Source organism: uncultured Acetobacteroides sp. (assembly GCF_963667355.2).
In the GTDB taxonomy this organism is placed as follows: Bacteria; Bacteroidota; Bacteroidia; order Bacteroidales; family ZOR0009; genus Acetobacteroides.
This window is the reverse complement of sequence record NZ_OY763328.2, coordinates 2,034,714-2,052,636: the sequence shown is the minus strand read 5'-3', so window position 1 is coordinate 2,052,636 and position 17,923 is coordinate 2,034,714. Positions and strand designations below refer to the sequence as shown.

11 protein-coding genes are annotated in these 17,923 nt (G+C 46.2%); 6 read left to right on the top strand and 5 right to left on the bottom strand.

All coding sequences use genetic code 11. From position 1 onward, the window contains the following. The first annotated feature begins 348 nt into the window (after positions 1 to 348). Positions 349 to 897 (top strand): hypothetical protein, encoded by a 549-nt coding sequence (locus tag ACHZA1_RS08440; RefSeq protein ID WP_320054799.1) that lies wholly within the window; start codon positions 349 to 351, stop codon positions 895 to 897. 172 nt (positions 898 to 1,069) lie between these two features. Here the strand turns inward: ACHZA1_RS08440 and ACHZA1_RS08435 are convergent, their stop codons facing one another. After that, positions 1,070 to 3,502: a DUF4982 domain-containing protein gene (locus ACHZA1_RS08435; RefSeq protein WP_394701077.1), complete on the bottom strand. Its 2,433-nt coding sequence runs from the start codon at positions 3,500 to 3,502 to the stop codon at positions 1,070 to 1,072. Positions 3,503 to 4,549: 1,047 nt separating this feature from the next. Here ACHZA1_RS08435 and ACHZA1_RS08430 point away from each other — a divergent pair. Beyond that, complete coding sequence (locus ACHZA1_RS08430) at positions 4,550 to 5,671, top strand: hypothetical protein (protein ID WP_320054797.1); 1,122 nt, start codon at positions 4,550 to 4,552, stop codon at positions 5,669 to 5,671. 148 nt (positions 5,672 to 5,819) lie between these two features. Here ACHZA1_RS08430 and yiaA read toward each other — a convergent pair whose 3' ends face one another. Next, entirely contained in the window at positions 5,820 to 6,227 is a 408-nt protein-coding gene (yiaA, locus tag ACHZA1_RS08425) for an inner membrane protein YiaA (RefSeq protein WP_320054796.1), read from the bottom strand. Positions 6,228 to 6,937: 710 nt separating this feature from the next. Here yiaA and ACHZA1_RS08420 point away from each other — a divergent pair. Together ACHZA1_RS08420 and ACHZA1_RS08415 are read left to right on the top strand one after the other, a co-directional pair. Further along, positions 6,938 to 8,176, top strand: a complete 1,239-nt coding sequence (locus ACHZA1_RS08420) for a serine hydrolase domain-containing protein (protein WP_320054795.1) — start codon at positions 6,938 to 6,940, stop codon at positions 8,174 to 8,176. A gap of 194 nt (positions 8,177 to 8,370) precedes the next feature. Further along, positions 8,371 to 8,808: an OsmC family protein gene (locus ACHZA1_RS08415; RefSeq protein WP_320054794.1), complete on the top strand. Its 438-nt coding sequence runs from the start codon at positions 8,371 to 8,373 to the stop codon at positions 8,806 to 8,808. Positions 8,809 to 9,156: 348 nt separating this feature from the next. Here ACHZA1_RS08415 and ACHZA1_RS08410 read toward each other — a convergent pair whose 3' ends face one another. Together ACHZA1_RS08410 and ACHZA1_RS08405 are read right to left on the bottom strand one after the other, a co-directional pair. After that, complete coding sequence (locus ACHZA1_RS08410) at positions 9,157 to 11,478, bottom strand: alpha-L-rhamnosidase C-terminal domain-containing protein (RefSeq protein WP_320054793.1); 2,322 nt, start codon at positions 11,476 to 11,478, stop codon at positions 9,157 to 9,159. Between the two features lie 428 nt (positions 11,479 to 11,906). Beyond that, positions 11,907 to 12,536 carry a CatB-related O-acetyltransferase gene (locus ACHZA1_RS08405; RefSeq protein WP_320054792.1) on the bottom strand — a complete coding sequence of 210 codons (630 nt, stop codon included), beginning with the start codon at positions 12,534 to 12,536 and terminating at the stop codon, positions 11,907 to 11,909. 636 nt (positions 12,537 to 13,172) lie between these two features. Between ACHZA1_RS08405 and ACHZA1_RS08400 the strand changes: the two genes are divergently transcribed. Next, positions 13,173 to 13,664, top strand: coding sequence for a hypothetical protein (locus tag ACHZA1_RS08400; RefSeq protein ID WP_320054791.1), 492 nt, complete (start codon positions 13,173 to 13,175; stop codon positions 13,662 to 13,664). Between the two features lie 365 nt (positions 13,665 to 14,029). Continuing rightward, the gene (locus tag ACHZA1_RS08395; protein WP_320054790.1) at positions 14,030 to 15,868 is read left to right on the top strand and encodes a GAF domain-containing protein; all 1,839 of its coding nucleotides are present in this window, start codon (positions 14,030 to 14,032) and stop codon (positions 15,866 to 15,868) included. 677 nt (positions 15,869 to 16,545) lie between these two features. On the opposite strand, the gene ACHZA1_RS08390 is transcribed toward ACHZA1_RS08395, so the two are convergent. Further along, positions 16,546 to 17,916 carry an OmpA family protein gene (locus tag ACHZA1_RS08390; RefSeq protein ID WP_320054789.1) on the bottom strand — a complete coding sequence of 457 codons (1,371 nt, stop codon included), beginning with the start codon at positions 17,914 to 17,916 and terminating at the stop codon, positions 16,546 to 16,548. Positions 17,917 to 17,923: the final 7 nt, after the last annotated feature.

Below are 17,923 nucleotides of genomic sequence, written 5' to 3'. Positions count from 1 at the left end.
CTGCTAGCCGTAGTCTAATTAAACGCACGAGGTTCGCTTACATCTTGCAATGCCGTCGAACCTAAGTAGCGGTCTTTAACCGCCATTAAACGCAAGTTAGTACTACTACATATAAGCGCAGCCACCACCAACGGTTGCGCTTTACTTTATTGCTACTTTTGATTGCGGTCTGAACCGAGCGCTTTGCGCGAGTTCGGCGTAGCCAACCCGCTACTTAGCAAAGTCGAAGCTGCAACCGAGCACGAAGTGCGAGCTCAGCGTAGCTAAACGTCGCCTAGCCTCGAGCGTTTTGGCAGACTACAGCGAGCAGGAGAATTGTTCACAAGCAAGAATTAAACAAATAAAAACATGAAATATATTTGCTTGGTATTAATTGTAGCCTCATCACTCTTAATTTCTTGTACTCACATTGAGGAAAACAAGAAACAAAATTGTAACATAGGAAGGATTAGAATAAGTAAGCATAATGATGACTGTCCTGGAGGATATCACATTTATGTGTCTTTGAAAATGGTAAACAACACCAATGATACTTTATTTTTGCCAAGCCGTGATTCGATAGGTCAATTTCCTCGTTCTGCTTTTATCGGCCGCATAACTCACGGTAAAATTGAATTCAGAGAACTAAGAAGTAGGTCAAAGATTCTACCAAAAGATTCTATTTATGTCCGGTTAGTTAGTCTGTATTATAAACCGAGAACTAACGATTCAATTTTTCTTAAAGAAATTAAGAAAGTAATTATTGAGTATGAATATCCAAAGAGTAACAAACAGACTTCCAGCAAATACATTAAAGAAATAAATGTTCAAAGAACTTCAAAAACTAGATTTGAAATTTTGGAAGACAATAAATCAATTGAAGGTGTATTCCTTTTTGGAAATAAAGAATTTAAGTAGATTTTAAAAGTCAGCCTTAGGTAGCACTAGTTAGGAAGAGGCTATCATCAGCGCACGTTCAGCAGTCGGCTTTGCCAGAGTAAAAGTAAAAAGCAGGAGATTCTGTAGCTATAGCGGTATAAGGCCGCCAAGCTGCAGAATCTCCTGCTTCCCTCTGCTTTGCTGAGTATTCCTACTCCTTTAGGGATGATATCGCTAGCTTCTCGCCTTTAAGGTCATCACCCGAAACCGTTAGCTCAATATTCCCTGCTTGGGTCGACGATTGAACCAGGACAACCAGCTTGCCGTTAAAGGCCTTCATGGTAGGCTTGTGGAACACCTCCAACGAGGTTGCATCGCCATTGCAGGCGGCCCTGTACTTGCCGTTGCCCTTCACCGTAAAGTGTAGCCTGTTGGAGGCGTTGGGGCAAGGGTTACCCTGCTTGTCGACAATGGTAGCAGCTACGTAGCACAGGTCTTCGCCATTTGCGGTGATGGTTTGCCTGTCGGCCTCGAGCTTAATGTGATGGGGTTTGCCTGCTGTTACCACTGTCTCTTCGGCGGCTGGCTTTCCCCGATCGTCGTAGGCCACAACCTTTAGCGTTCCGGGCTCGTACTTCACATCCATCCACATCAACCGGTAACGGTTTAGCTTCGATTGGGTATTTTTCCGTTGTACACCCTGACTTTTCCCGTTAACAAAGAGCTCGGCGCTGCTGTAGCTGGTGTATACGAAGACTGGTGTCGTCTGCCCCTCGCGTCCTTCCCAGTTCCAGTGGGGAAGAACGTGTAAAGTCGTATCTTTTGTGTTCCAACGGCTACGGTATAGGTAGTACCTATCCTTGGGTAGGCCTGCAAGGTCGCAGATGCCAAAGTAGGAGCTGCGCGAAGGCCAATAGCTATCGTAGGGAGTTGGCTCGCCCAGGTAGTCGAAGCCCGTCCACACAAATTCGCCGATAACCCAGGGCTTATCATCCTGTTGGATGAAGTCATCTTCTGGGATATTCGACCATCCGCAGTATTCAAGGTCGTAGGAGGAGCACTGGTGGTCGGGGTAGGACTTATCGGGTACCGCTACAACCGGAAATTTGTAGACTCCTCTCGAGCTTACCGTCGATGCTGTTTCAGATCCTAGGAGGATTCCCTGAGGGAACTTCTGGTAGGCCTCATCGTAGAGGTGCACGCGGTAGTTTAGGCCAGGGATATCTAGGGTAGCGCCAAAGCCGCTTTCCATTACCGCCTTAACCTGATCCATACCCACGGTTACGGGTCTAGTTGGGTCTTCGCGATGGAAAATATCCTGAAGCCATCTCAACCTTTTTACTCCGTCGCTGCCCCATTGGTCTGGCACCTCGTTTCCGGCGCTCCACATTACAATGCAGGGGTGATTTCTGGTGGCGCGAACCAGGTTTTCCACATCCTTTTCGGCCCACTCGTCGAAGTACAGGTTGTAGCCATTTTGCACCTTGGGCTTCTTCCATTCGTCGAAGCTTTCGGCTAGGAACAGGAAGCCCATTTCGTCGCACAGCTCCAGCTGCTCGATGGAGGGCATGTTGTGCGACGAGCGGATGGCGTTGCAGCCCATATCCTTCAGGATGGTTAGCTGACGCTTGAGGGCCGCCCGGTTAACTGCCGTGCCAATGGGCCCTAAGTCGTGATGCAGGCACACCCCCTTGAACTTTGTTACCTTACCGTTAAGCTCAAACCCCTTAGCGGCGCTGTATTTGATCTGGCGTATTCCGAATCGGACAACCTCCGAGTCTTTTAGCATATTATTCTGGTAGAGCTTTAGCTCGGCCGTGTACAGTTGGGGCGTTTCGGGGCACCATAGGCTGGGATTGGTAACGGCAATGCTCTGCTCTATTGCGTCGCCGAATCTTTCCGACGAAACCTTTTCGGCTACTGCGTTGCCCTTGGCATCCCTGATGGTTGCTTTTACCGTAAGGTTTTCGCCCTGAACCTGCGAGCGGATGTTTACCCTGGCGATGTTGTCGGAAACGGATGGTGTGGTGATCGTGTTTCCCCAATGCTTAAAGCATTCTTTGTTCTTAACGATTACTCGAACCTTTCGGTACAATCCTGCGCCCGGATACCACCGCGATGAAAAGGGTTGGTTCTCGAGGCGGACTGCAATTACGTTCTTTTTGCCTGCCTGAATGTAGTCGGAGATATCGAAGTAGAAGTAGCTGTAGCCGTAAGGCCTATTCCCTACTTTCTTGCCATTTACAAACACCTCGGCATTGCTCATGGCGCCATCAAAGCAGATCAAAGCCTGTTTGTCGCTACCAAATTCGGGCAAATCCAGCGAGGTTCGGTACCAGCCCACCCCTACGAAGGGCAATGCTCCCGTTCGTCCCGTTTTTTCCGTAGCCACCTTCTCGTTGTTCTGCTCTATCTTGACAACCTGCTTGTCGACCTCCTTATCAAAGGGACCGTAAATGGCCCAATCGTGGGGGATACTTACTGTTTCCCAGTGCGAGTCGTCAAAGTTGGCTTGTAGGGCAGCGGTATTGTCTCCTCGGTAAAATTTCCACACGCTTAGCTCCTTAACCGCCGTTTGCGCATGCAACGCCGAGCCGTAGGCTAGAAGCAGTAGCGCGAAAATAAGACTTCGTCTCATATTGATGTTTGGTTTTATTTGATTCTTTGGATGGATTCCTTAAATGACCTACATGGGTAACAAGCGTCTCGGATTTCTGTTCTCCCGGCTTGGCCTACGACGGTTGCCGTACAGCAAGCTGCCGCTTATCGCATTACCCGTTTATGTGAGCCTCAATTGGTAAATATAAATTCAATGATCTTTAAGATCAAGAGCATTTAAAGAAGGTACAGAGGATGCAACCTGTACTACAGACCGTCTCTACGTTCGTTCTCCCTTCCTCTGTTTGAATCTGATAGGCGTGAACCGTTTGCGGCATAAAATGCTAAGATGTTATCTTATTCTGGGTGGATTCTTGGTAGGTGCTTACTGGTGGGGTGGCTTTGCTGGAGCGCTACTTGCAAAACTCTCAGCCGAATCTATTCTGCAGGCTATAGCCTGCAATGATAGAGCTGACGAAGGCTATAGCCCATAGCCGTCAAACTAAGGAATTTTATCAAAAACTCAAATGCATATTCATGGCTCGTTATCCCCTCCTTAGGAGGGGGCAGGGGTGGGTTTACTCGTTTAAATCAACATTTTACTTCACTTAGCATTCTTGACCCACCCCTACCTCCCGCCTAAGCGGGAGGATAACCAGTTTCAATTATGCACTATTGCTAGAGCAATAAGCCTCCTTAGCTTGACGGCTATGCCCATTCGGGGCTGTTAAAGAGGAATGGGCGTTCAACATCTACGGATTTTATCTGCGGCTAGAGGCTACTGGTTGGTTTTGCTACCCAATAGGTCAAATTTATAGCTGCAAAGTCATATTCTTTTAAACCGAAAATACCTGTTTTGGCAGAACAGGTTTTCTTACCAGCCTTTTGAGGGCAATGGATGTGCCTAGTTTCCATTGTGCACTTTTATAGCGGAGTATAGTAATTCCAGTGGCTCCGTTCTAATGGGTACTCAGGGGACGGGAGCCTCGGGCAAGTGATTTAGGTTACCGTTGGGACTATGATGGTAATATTTAGCTTCCTTTACATAGCCGAATAGGCTTCGAATACAAATTTTAAAATAAGGCTGATAACTATGAAAATTACTAGGTTGTTAGTTGCCCTCGCTGCTCTTCTGGCGTTGGGCAGCTGCGCTAAGGATGAGGCAAGTGTGGTGGCTCCCACATTAAGCGGCGAATTTAAAAGTAGTAAATCGTACGCTACGGTTATTGAGTTTTCCTTTTCATACTATGAGGAAAATGTAGATGGGAAAATTCTCGAAAAGGGCGTGCTGGTTGGTGAAGATCCTACAACACAAAGCGTAGCAACGTACGATTCCGATACCGCTAAACATCGTGAGATTAACGTTGCGGTGCGAAACCTAAAGGCGCAGACCACCTACTATGTTCGGCCTTTTGTAAAAACGGAGAAGGGGATTGTACCAGCCAAAGGGACGTATAAGGTGGTAACCGCATCGGAAGGAAAGCCTGTGCTATTATCGGGATATGCTCGCTTCGACGACAGCTATAATGCAAACCTTGGGGGAATTGTTTACTCGAATGGTGGCGTTCCTATAGAGGAGGCCGGCTTTATCCTAGCAGGAAAGACCTACAAGGTAGACCCTGCCAATTTAAAAGCTGATACGCTATGGAGCGAGATGGTAAAGGAAATAAATGTTATTGCCGCCTATAAGTTCTACGCAAAGAACAGGTATGGCTCTGATACGGTTTCCTGTTTTGCCACTTTTATCGATAAGAAACTTCCGTCGTATAAGTACTTTACCGTTAGTGCTACTCGCGATAAAATTATTGCCAGCTGCACCTTCTTCGGTCATGGTAAATTTTCTGGATGGAGTAGTTGGAACTATTATGTGATTGATGATAAACCTACACTGGTTTCAGAGAAAAGTACTAATTCTCCATTTGTTAACGATCCTTCGAATCCTTGTGTTGGATCTTATAGATACAAGGGGTTTGAGTATGGGCCTACAATTTGTGATGTATATTATTATGAAGAAAAAACTCGGTTTAAGCCAAACACTACCTACTATGTGCGCATGGCTGTTGATTGGTATGAGCGCGATCCATCCACGAATGAAACTGTACAAAAGTATCTTTGGACCGAGGAGAAGACGGTGGTAACGCCATCGGAGATTAACCTGAATAGTCCTGTAGGCTCTAGCCTTAAGCAGGCGCACAGAGCCCAGCATACCCGATGAGTTGGGGTGTAGAACATATAGCAGGTTAACCAACCTGTCCATAAAAGAAAAGCGCAGGCAGGAGCCTACGCTTTTTTGCATTTTTGGCCTTCGTCCATCGAAGAGGTTTGAATCCTTAGCTCTCTGAGCCGAATATTACCTTAGATTTTCATTGCGACTGCTTCGATTTGTCGGTCTGCTGTCCATCCCTCGTATTCTTCTGAACGGTAATGGCACCAAATAGCGCTAGGAGAAAGGAGAATGCATAGAATCCCTTTTCGCTGGGCAGGATGGTAGCATTAATCAAGCCTACCGTCAGGAGTGCAACTGCAGCCAATGTCGAAAACCAGCTGAGGCCGTAGTAAATATCGGTAACTGGTATTTCTTCTATTCTGTCGCGTACGCATTTCTGAACCGATACTGCCGAAAAAAGCCCCAACAATAGTATGGTGAGGTAATATCCTTTTTCGTTTAAAAGCATTTCGGCGCGTACAAGTCCTGTTAGGTATCCAACAACTCCTACAGCAAGCGCAACCCACGACGCCCCAATAAAGGCATTTGATGGTTTTTGATTCATAGCTATTCTGTTTTTGATATGTATTTCAGCCAGTAACTCCTCGCTAATCGACGTTATTTGATATTCGGAGTCATCTCAAAAGTAGAATTATTTACACATACTGCAAACTGTCGGGTAAATAGCTACCGAAATAGCATGATGCCTATCGTCACTAGCGGCATCCGAGTTTTGTATAGTTGAATCGGGACTCGGCCAGCAGGGGGGGGCGCTTTTAAGATTCTTGTTCTAGAAGAGGCCTCTATAAATCTCAGAATAAAAAGGTTTCCCATATTAGCTCGCTTAACAACGGCAGGCAAACGTCGTATCACCGAACAACCTTCTTCCGTAGACACCATGGCGCAGCCATACCAGACTGGCACGAATCCCTGTTTGAGCGAGGTCGCCTCCACAATGTTCCTTAATGCTGTAACGGTCTTAGGGCGATTACCACATTTGAGGTAGCGCCATTCCTCCGCGACTGAGCGAGTTAATTCGTGCCAAGGGTTTTTGGTCCTTTTTGCCCTACAAAAAGGACAGAAAAGAATAAAAGCTCGCGGCTAAAATCATAAGCAGCATTCAAGGCTTAGCTGAATTTTGTGCTTATATTTTTAAAAGCAAAATCCCTGACTCGGCCAGCGAGAGGTACCCCTCGCCGATTTATTTTTGCTACATTGCCCGATCGAATTACCGATACAGTAGCCGACAAATCGCATAAACAAACACTACAAATAATGAAAATGTTAACCGCTGCTATGCTCTTTTTGCTTAGCATAAGTCTTGCACATTCGCAAGAAAAACCCTTTGATGCCAAGGATATCGATCAGGTGATAGGCCGCTTTAAGGAGAAATGGAACGTTCCGGGGATCTCCGTAGCGATTGCCAAAGATGGGAGGCTGATATACGCCAAGGGATTCGGATACGCCGATACGGCCACAAAGGAGGAAGTAACCCCATACAGCATGTTTCGAATTGCCAGCTGCTCCAAGACAATAACCGCTACTGGCATCATGAAGCTTATCCAAGATAAAAGGCTTGGCATCAACGATACCGTATTTGGTCCTAGGGGCATTCTTAACAATAGCGAGTATGTCTTTACCGATGCGCGTATCGGCAAGATAACGGTAAAGAACCTGCTCCAGCAAACTATCGGCTGGAATAAGAAGGATGTTGTTGGTGGAAACGAAGCCTCGTACGCGCTAAAAACCCCAACTCCCGCAACCCCGAACGACGTTATCCGCTATAACCTACAACGGGGGCTCGACTTTGCGCCTAACTCGGCCTATCTGTACTGCAACTTCAACTACATGGTGCTTGGCGAGGTTATCCGAAAGGTAACGGGCCAACGCTACGAGGAGTTCATCACCCAGGAGGTGCTCAACCCCATTGGCGCCAGCTACACCAAACCTGGCAATACATTTCCTACGGAGCGATTGAAGCATGAGGTGCACTACTACGAGAGCATTCCTGACTCCTGCGGCTCCATTATCGACACCACCCAAAAAGTTACCCTTTCCTATGGGGGATACGACCTTCCCACAATGCACCCCAGCGGAGGATGGGTATCGCGCCCCATTGATTTGATAAAGATTCTGATGGGCATAGAGGGTAATGGCTCATCAGCTAGCATTCTTAGCAAGGAAACCGCCAGCTTAATGAGAACCCCTCCTGATACCATAAAAAGCGGCTACGCCATGGGGCTTGAGGTAAGCAAAGGAGCCTGGTATCACTCCGGTGCGCTAACCTGGGGCACATCATCGCTCATGTGCCGAACCGCTCAAGGAGTTTACTACGCCATTGTGTGCAACACCCTTGCAACTAAACCCGGAACCGACGAGGAGCAGTTCAAGACCATGGTGGAGTACGTGATTGAGATGCACAAGCTGCTGGCCGATCCCCTCAAGGGTGTTACCAGCTATCCAACCACCGATCTTTTTGAGAAGTACGATGCCGAGCCTCGTGCGTTGAATTAAACCTTGCGTAGAGAGGTAGGCTCTGCCCTCTGTAATTTCAACATTGAGGAATGAGCATGTGGTTCATTTTACGGGTAGCTTCCTGCTGCATCTGAACATTTGTTCTATACCTTTGTTATGATACCAAATTTTAACGAGAGGATGGGACATTGGCTCTGATCTTCGAAAGCACAAACAACTTAAAACATTAAATAATGAGACGTAAAGCAACTGCTAAATGGAATGGTACTGGCCTAGAAGGCAAAGGCGTAATAACAACCCCAAGTAGTGTTCTAAATGGTACACCCTACAATTTCACGGCAAGATTTAAGGACGAAGAGGGTAAGTCGGCGACGAATCCAGAGGAGCTGATTGCAGCAGCACATGCTGGATGCTTCTCTATGGCCCTAAGCTTTCAACTTGTGGGGGCTGGGTTTACTGCCGAAGAGCTGACAACCGATGCTGTTGTTAGCTTCGACCAGGTAGAGGGGGGATTTGCCATTACAGGTATTACCCTGAAGCTAACCGGAAAGGTACCAGGAATAAGCGAGGAGAAGTTTATGGAACTGGCCAATGCTGCCAAGGTGGGATGCCCCATTTCGAAGGCGTTGAGCGCGGTGCCCATTACCCTAGAGGCTAAGCTCGTTAAGTAGGTTGGTTTTTATATGTTTAGGAGAGGTTATCCAATACTATTTGCGATAGCCTCTCTTTCTGTATGTGCTGATATCGGGCACTTTCTTTTGCTAGGTTTATCAGGTGGTTTCGGATAATTACTATTGACCATGGCTAAATTCTTCGTTGTAGTAGCTCATTGTACGCCATTTTTCACTAAAGGATATGTGGCTTTTATTTGCTTGCAGTGGCTTATCCTGTAAACCAAAGGTAGTGAAAAAGGAAAGCGCAGCCATTGGTACAGGCTGCGCTTTTATGTGGTTATGCGGGCTTGCTGCTTTATGGCAGCTACTTATTTTGTGCGCTGATCTAGACTTCGGTTAGCAAGCTTACTCTTTGGTAGCTTCTAGAATATAATTCCCCGCACTAATCCTAAATAGGATATGGCTATCTGTACTTGCTAAGTGTTCTAAGATCTTTTTATTCTTGATTGCCCTTCCGTTTTCCCAAACAACTTTATTGTTAAACTTTATCTGAGAAATCTTGCATGCAGGAATGCCTACTATAGCTTCGGTTCCATTTGGTATGGAAACTGTTAGCCTAAAGCATTTGTCTGTATTCTCAAAGCTGCTTTTAATAACCCCTTTTACCGACTGAACTGTAGCAGATGCTGCTTTTACGGAGCCTGGATTGGGCTTTATTTGGAATAATTTGTAGCCTGGCTCAATAGGCGCGATACCACACAAATACTGCGATAGTATTGTTAACGAACCACCACTCCAAGCGTGGTTCGTTGTTCCTCCACCATAACCCTCAGCGCCAATTCCCCAACCCTCAAAAAGGGTTGCATAATCAGGATTGTTGACCATGCTTCCAAACCTTTTTTTCATACGCTCGATGGCATAATCTGCATAACCCATTTTGAATAGGGCTTCTAGCACGTACTTTTCCATGTAAGGGCTTGCATGTTCCTCCTTTTTAAAAACATCGTATAAGGCTTGATATTTCCCCTTTTCAGCAATGCCTGCCACAACTGCAAGAGCCTGACACCGATCATCCGTTTTCCCCTTATAGTCAGGATGACGATAGGCTGTCCCAGTCCAATACTTGGCATTAAAGATAGCTTTAATTCTCTCCATTGATTGCCTGTATTCTGAGGCATCTTCACTGCGATTTAGGATTTCGGCCATGTTTAACGCCCCATCAAGCGCCAAATAGTAAAAGCTATTGGTTATAAGCTCCATGTCAATATCATCGCCCCAATCACCCCACGACCAACCTCCTTGGCGAAGCTTAATTGAGCCATCATCATTTACGCTCCATAGCTTCAAATACTTTCGTACCCCAGCGTATAGGTCCGAAATAGGTTGCTTATCTCCTGTATTCAGATAGTAGTTCCAAAAACCATAGTATCCTATACTTGTAAGCATTTGAATGGGTAATTCTTTATCCCAATTTCCTGCTGGTACTGGTGCAAATAAAGTGCTGTCAGGTCTTTGCCAGCCTATTAACTCATACATTCCCTTCTTTAGCAGCAAATGGCTTAAGGTATCGAGGGCATAAAAGGCTTCACCAGATTCGTTAACTTCATCTCCCCACCATTGAGCACGTTCACGGTCGGGACAATCCATATAGTTATCACGCATGGTAACGTAGAGTGTCCTTAAAGACTTTTGCCAGATTTTATTTAGAAATGGATCGGTACAGGTAAAGCTACCTGCAAACTCGGTATTATATCCTGTTTCTCGATATTTTAGGTCTAGGACAGTAACTCCCGCTGGTATTTTGTAGATCACTTTATGACCATTCATCCAACCGTAGCTTTCGTAGTCTTGAGTGCCTTTACGGGTAATGTATTGTGCGTACACATTAGGTTCGCCTCCACCCATAAAGTTTTCTGTTTTTATTTCAACTACTTTGCCTTCTTCATGTGCTGCGATTTTAAGATAGGGGGTTACCTGCAGATTAGAGGGTAAGGTGCATACAATAGTAGTATCTCTACTTAGTTGAAGCGGAAAGTTAGGTGCTTGAACATAGGAAACAAGCTTTGAGTCTTTCCATTGAGGAATTGGACGAAGTACTAAGCTATTCCAAGGAGCAATTGGTGGTGTCCCGAGCATTTTGGCATTGCTCCAGTTACCAACCGAGTAGCTTTTTGAAAACCAGCTGCCTATATCATTTCTGGCATCAAATCGTATGTTCGATTCTGGTAAACGGAAATTAGGCAGAGGTGCAGGGCAGGTTCCATAGGCAGGATGTTGCATTACCTTCCATGAGCTATCGCTTAGCACCTCCATTTCAGGCGTAATGCATTCGAATATAAAACCAAATTTGCCACTGGTTATATGAGAAAATCCACTCTTCCCAAAGTGCCAGCCTAGAACCGCAATGGTATTGGTCCCCTTCGTAAGATACTTCGAAATATCTACCTTGTCGTAATATGTATCGCTAGGGTTGGGGCCTCGCTTTAACCCTCCTTCAAACACAACCATCGTGCCGTTTACCCACAACCAGTACTTGCTATCGATTGCAATTTTTGCCAACGCCTTTAATGGCACTCTCGCTAAAGGAAAGTCTTTACGGAAGCAATACCACGAATTCGCCTCGCTCAGAGAGCTTGGGTCGGTAATCCATTTTGCTTGCCACTTGTCTTGCCCACTTAGGTTGGGCATTTGAAACGCAATTAAAACAAATAGAAAGAACTTTTTCATTCTACAGGGGTAACGGTTATGTGCATTGATTCTTAAGCCAATTTGTTCGCGGTAGATGCGCCGTGAACTAAACGACTTGTAATATACAAAGTTCTTTTAAGTGCGATAATGGACATTAGTGCACTTTGAACGAATGGTTTATACCAAATGTACGGGGCGCAGTGGAATTTAGGTACGTGATTTTCATGTTGCTTCAGCAATAAAGCTTTATTACTTGAGCAGCAGCTGTACTGTTGGCTGCCAACCAGTATGCATCGGTAGTAGATTGTGGAAGCTTCCTATAAGCATGTTCCTCTTGTTACGTTCTAGCACTCGCAAAGTAAAGCGCAGCCGTAATGCTGGTTGCGCTTTACTTTGCGTTCTGCAAGCTTGCTGATTAATGGCGGTAAGGATGCTACTTATATGTGAGGGCTTTTCTGTGCTATATTCTACTGTCCGATAAGCTTGTCAACATCGCCACTTAAGATGCTTCGAAGGTTCCTTTTTACCTTATCCTCATCCCAATTCCACCATTGTATTTGGGTTAGCTTGTTTACGGTTTCGGCGGGGAATCGATTCTTTATCTCTTTTGCGGGTATCCCTCCAACGATTGTATAGGGTGGTACATCTTTCGTAACAACGGCTCTTGTTCCGACTATTGCACCGTCGCCAATTTTTACGCCTTGCATAATCACCGCTTCGTAACCAATCCAAACATCGTTTCCAATAACTATATCGCCTTGATTATCCCATGCCTCGGTTACGTTTTCTTTATCGAGTCTCCACTCTTCAAAAAAAAGAGGGAACGGATAGGTGGAGAGCGAGGACATTTTATGGTTTCCGGAGGTAAACATGAATTTTGCACCACAGGCAATTGAGCAATATTTGCCAATTACTAGCCTATCATTATTTATTGGGTAGTGGTATAAAACGTTGTTAATCTCGAATTTGGTGGGATCGTTTACAAAATCATTATACATAGTGTATTCGCCTACTATAATGTTCTGTTTTGTGATTGTCGATTTTAGGTATACGGTTTCCTTATCTCCTGTTCGGGGGAATACTGCTTTACTGTTCATCTGCTAGCTTCATTTTTTGTACTATACGGCTAACCTTGTGCAGCGATGGGCTCCGCTTGGTTTAGCAAGGTCTTGGGCTGTTTTCGGAGGTGGAAGGTATCTATTATCGGTAGGTTTTCCAAGGAGTGCTGGCTTAGCTCCCCCGTTCGGCAAATGCTATTGTCCATCGATGACGAGCGAAGGCTTTTTCTCAAAGCCCCAATGCATAGTCAATGGCAGGTTTATCCTCTACGAGGAAATGGGCGACTTAATGGAGGTATAAACCGCCACCTAAGTTCGATGGAATTAAAGATTCCGGCTAGTGTCGAGTGCCTAATTAAACTACGGCTAGCGAAGAGGTTGTCTAATATTATTTGTGATAACCTCTCTTCTATGATAGATTGCTGCTCACCTGAATTTTGTTTGAAAATTAATGTTTTAGACAAGACACGTATCCACGCTAAGGCTAAAAACTTTGGATGTCTAATTGTAAGAAACGAATATTGTGAAGTAAGCCTGAATCTTGTGCCAGCGCAATAGAAGATCTATAACTTTTTCTACTTTTGAGACCTTAAGTAGGTATGGATACTCTCTTCGGATGAGGTCAACGTAAATACGGCTAATTTCTAATTGTCAAATAAAAACTAAAATTATTAAATGAAAAGACTATCGGTTCTTCTTATTTCAATTCTTGTGGCATCTATGGCTTACTGCCAAGATATCAAGTTGTTTTCAACGTATGTTAAGCCAACTGGAGAATCTAGGTATGCGTTTGTCCTTTCCGACAATTCTATTTGGTGGGGTGATCCTACCGAGGATCAATGGAATCAGGTTTCAACGAGCGAGCTACCTGCTAATTTTAGCATCAAACATTTCTCGACGTACGTTAAGCCAACAGGAGCATCCCGGTATGTTATTGTTCTCTCCGATAATTCTATCTGGTGGGCGGATCCCAACGATACTCAATGGGTTCAAGTATCAGCAGAGGGGCTCCCTGCTAAGTTTAATGTAAAAGAACTTTCGACTTACATTAAGCCTAATGGGGAATCAAGATTTTGCATTGTTCTCTCCGACAATACCATCTGGTGGGCAGAACCAAACAATGCTCAATGGGTTCATGTTTTAACCACCGGAGTAAAAACTAAGTAGCAATACGCTGCTAGGCATTGTAAATCTCGGCAAAACTATAAGGGGGCTGTCCAAAAAGTAATGGACAGCCCCCTTTTTACCTGTTTTATTCGTATTACTGTCTAAGAACAAATTCAAATTGATATCCCTGTATCTGCCTCTATTCTTCTTTGGGTGATGCATTATTATCCTTAAATTTGTACCCTATTTTTAAATCTACCATAATGATAAGCAGGCTGAAAAACTTTTACTTAAACAGTAGCATTCGAGTAAAGATAAACCTTGCGGTTGTTGGCTCCGCATGCGTTATACTTATCCTTCTAATGACAATTGTTACGGTACGCTCTCGGAGTATCGTGCTTGATTCTGCCGAAAAAACAGTGACTTTGATCGGGAAAGAAAATGCGGCACGTGCCAACGATGTAATCAATCGAAAAATAAGCGCTGTTAAGGCACTTGCCAGCAGCTACGAGAGTCATGCCGAGATGGGCGAAGCAAAATTCAGCCTGTACAAGAATATGATGCAGCATTTGGCTAAAGACGAAAACGATATTTATGCCATGTGGTTCATCGAGGAGGCTCAGCCAGGCGATACCGCTTCGGTTCAAAAGTACTTATACAGCAGCAAGGCCATTGCGGGTAGCGATCAGCTGCTCCAGAAGGTCGAAACCGAGTTGGGGTATAGGCAGGTTCGGCAAACTGGCGGGACCTGGATTAACGATCCTGTTGCTGTTAACGATGTACGGGTGATTAACATCTGCGTGCCCATCTCCGTTAATGGAAAAATTATTGGCGCTGTTGGATGCCTGCTCAACGCCGAGTTCCTAACCAAGATTGTCGACGAATCGATGAAGGAGGAGGATGGCATCTGCAAGGTAGTTACCCCCAGCGGGCTGGTGGCCGCTAACAAGATGCGGGAAAAGGTTGGAACAATCCTCGACGAAGGCGACCAAACCAGCGAAATCATGGATTGCATTAAGCGGGGCGAGCAATTCTCGAGCTTCATATACTCTGCCTACTTTAAGGAGAAAAGCTTTAAGGTGTACGTGCCCATTAGCTTCGAAGGAAGCAAGAGCTCCTGGTCGTACTGCACCATTGTGCCCACCAGCAAGATGCTGCACCAGTCCAACATGCTCTCGCTGTTTGCCTACCTGCTTATTGCGCTAGGTGTTGGCCTGCTAGTGTTTATAGTAAACATCATTACCCAGTTCCTAACTGGGCCCATAGTCTCTACCGCCAAGGAGTTGAAGCTGATCGCCGCGGGCCGCTTAAACCAGGTAAAGGAAATTGCGATTAGCAGCACCGACGAGATTGGCCAAATGGTAGAATCGCTCAACCTGCTAACCTCTAGCCAAAAGGATCTGGCCAATTTTGCGAACGAAGTGGGCCACGGCAATCTTGATGCCTCCATCGAGGTTAAGGGCAACGATGATCAGATTGGGAATGCAATGATAGAGATGAAGGAGAACCTCATTGCGGCTAAGAAGGCCGAGGAGCAGCGTATCTTCGAGGATAAGATTCAGGATTGGAAGTTCGAAGGTACCGCCCGTATTCACGATATCATCCGTAAGGAGAACCAGAACATCAAGCACCTTTGCGATACCATCCTTCAGGAGATTATCACCTATTCGAAGGCTACCCAAGGGGGGATATTCATCATCAACGAAGATCAGACAGAGGAGCGATTCATTGAGCTGGTTTCGTGCGTTGCCTACAACCGAAAGAAGATGATGGCGAAGCGGATGGAGTTCGGCGAGGGTATGGTTGGCCGCTGCATCTTCGAGAAGGAATCAATCATACTTACGGAAATTCCTCAGGATTACCTTTCCATTACCTCTGGTCTCGGCGACCGAAACCCCAACTTCTTGGCCATTATTCCGCTTATCAACAACGAGGTGGTGGTGGGTGCCATAGAGGTAGCCTCGTTTGATAGAATGGAACAGCACGTGCTAGAGTACCTCGAGAAGGCTGTCGAAAGCCTTGCCTCTGCGATATCCAACGTAAAGGTGAACGAGCGAACCCAAAGGCTGCTCGACCAAAGCAAGCAATACTCCGAGGAGATGGCGGCCCAGGAGGAGGAGCTGCGCCAGAATATGGAGGAGATGCAGGCCTCCCAGGAGGAGATGCATCGAAAGACGCAAGAGTACGAGGAGACCATCGCGCAGCTGCGCACCGAACTTGGCGAGAAGGCTATGCAACAAGATGTTTTGAAGAATATGGACTAAAAGCGAAGTCCACTTGCTACGCGTAGCTTCGGGATTCATGCACAGGCTTAAGATCCGGATAAGTTAATAGCGCATTTGTAAATACGAGAGGCTGCCTATAAATAAGCAGCCTCTTTTTTATCTATCGGGCACGGTAGCGAGCAGGAAGCTACTACTTCACCTGCTTATTGCCAACACCCTCGTTAGGCGAAGGCTGGGATCCATATTTATCAAGCTAAGCGGTGAAATGCTACGAAGTAGCTAAACCTTAGTAACCGCGGATGAAATCCGTGGACACAGAACGCCCCCTTCTTTAGAAGCCCGAATGGGCTGACCCTTTGGGCAAACGAACAGCATTGGGGGCGCCACTTCGGGGCTAACGTTCTTCGATCAAAGCGCTGTGGGCTTACACCTACGGTTACTGAAGTGGCGTTACATTGTAGCGCTATAATGCAATCCTAACTGTAGATCGTAGCCTTAGCTTGACGGCTATGGGGATAGCGTCAGTGAACAGGGGTAGCGATGCATTGCATGCGTCTCGGTTGAAGGATTTGGATTAATAGCGAAATCCCTACGTTGCTATGCGAAGGTTTTTGCCATAGCCGCTAGGGTATAGAGGAAACATCTAGCGCTCCTAAGCAAGGAGCACATTCTCCCCGTTCGACGAAGCATATCGCGCTCAAGCCGCACCTCTGATTCTAGTGAATCTTTAATTCCACCCGTCGGTTTTTCATCCTATTCTTTCTGGAGGTATTAGGCGCCACGGGTTCGTCGGAAGCTTTAGACTCTACCTGAAGCTGATTATTTGGAACGCCGTAGCGGAGCAGCAGCTCCTTTACAGCTTGAGCTCTTTCCATTCCCACCCTTTGATTAACTTCTTTTGAGGCAATGTTGCAGGTGTGGCCTACTATAGTAATCTTCATCGCTGGCGTGGCTTTGGCGATTTCGCTCAATGCCTTTAACTTTTCCACATCTGCTACTTTGGGCTCGTTGGAGCTAAAGTCGAATTTTATACTGACTGATGCTGCCATCGCTTTGGCTCGTGCATAAATGGTATCGTTTGGTTCTGCCATTTGTTTAGGCGATACAACCGCCTCCGCTTTTGTTGTGCTTGCTGCGGGAGCAGGTGCAAGGGCAACAGCAGCTGTGTTATCAGCAGGTTTTTCTTCGATTTGCTTTGGTGCTACCACAACCACCGCCTTTTCTTCGGGTAGGGTTGCCGGAATGGCAACGGTTTCTGCCTCCTTCCTACTTTGGCCTAGGCTCCAACGGAACCCGACTTGTACTCCTACTGCAAGCTTACGTGCTTTGCCCGCTTCACTAGAGCTTAGTACTCCATTATATACACCATCTTGCTGATACACGAGTTTGTCGGATGCTTTAACCATGCTGTTGAATCCATAGCTTACGTACGTCCCCGCATAAAAATTGGCATTTGCCGATAGCTTGTAAAGCGCTCCTAAATTGGCGTATCCTGCATAGGATGGATTTAGGGATACCTTACCGCTAAACTTGTCGGAGATGGTGCTAAAGCCATGCTGGGGCATGTCGGTAAGCTCTGCATTCCACTTGCTGTAGTAGCCGGTGGTGGCTATTTCGCCATCGGTGGCCTTATAGCGGCAGCTTAGGGGTAGCGATATGCTTGCACCGATTCCGGCAGTCCATTCGAGCTTGGTGCTGATGCTTTTCTGGAAGCGAATTCCTAGTGGGATATCAAACAGGTAGGCAGTCTGCTTCTCCTTCCAGCCTTTGTAGTAGGTGCGGAACTCGTAGGTGTCGCCGTCGGTATCGGTTGCTGGGATGCCGGTGGTGTAGCTTAAGGTGGAGGATGACTGGAGGGTGCTTACGCCAAGCCCTGCCTCTACGGCCCATTGGGGGGAAAAGAAGTAGCTATACCCCCCGTTGAGGGTAAAGCCGGCTCCTCCTTTTTGCTTCCCATCACGAAGATCGTACGAGAGCGAGTGTAGTCCTCCTCCTGCATTAATAAATATGTAATGGTTGGGCTGCTGCGCCTGCATTTCGAAGGAAAGGGAAGTAAGCAGCCCTACTACTAGAATTGGTTTCTTCATGTCTTGG

Excerpts from the sequence above, each read along its gene's own strand:
- ACHZA1_RS08405 (WP_320054792.1), bottom strand. The coding sequence starts at position 12,536 with ATGAACAGTAAAGCAGTATTCCCCCGAACAGGAGATAAGGAAACCGTA.
- ACHZA1_RS08420 (WP_320054795.1), top strand. The coding sequence starts at position 6,938 with ATGAAAATGTTAACCGCTGCTATGCTCTTTTTGCTTAGCATAAGTCTT.
- ACHZA1_RS08410 (WP_320054793.1), bottom strand. The coding sequence starts at position 11,478 with ATGAAAAAGTTCTTTCTATTTGTTTTAATTGCGTTTCAAATGCCCAAC.
- ACHZA1_RS08440 (WP_320054799.1), top strand. The coding sequence starts at position 349 with ATGAAATATATTTGCTTGGTATTAATTGTAGCCTCATCACTCTTAATT.
- ACHZA1_RS08390 (WP_320054789.1), bottom strand. The coding sequence starts at position 17,916 with ATGAAGAAACCAATTCTAGTAGTAGGGCTGCTTACTTCCCTTTCCTTC.
- ACHZA1_RS08400 (WP_320054791.1), top strand. The coding sequence starts at position 13,173 with ATGAAAAGACTATCGGTTCTTCTTATTTCAATTCTTGTGGCATCTATG.
- ACHZA1_RS08430 (WP_320054797.1), top strand. The coding sequence starts at position 4,550 with ATGAAAATTACTAGGTTGTTAGTTGCCCTCGCTGCTCTTCTGGCGTTG.
- ACHZA1_RS08415 (WP_320054794.1), top strand. The coding sequence starts at position 8,371 with ATGAGACGTAAAGCAACTGCTAAATGGAATGGTACTGGCCTAGAAGGC.
- yiaA (WP_320054796.1), bottom strand. The coding sequence starts at position 6,227 with ATGAATCAAAAACCATCAAATGCCTTTATTGGGGCGTCGTGGGTTGCG.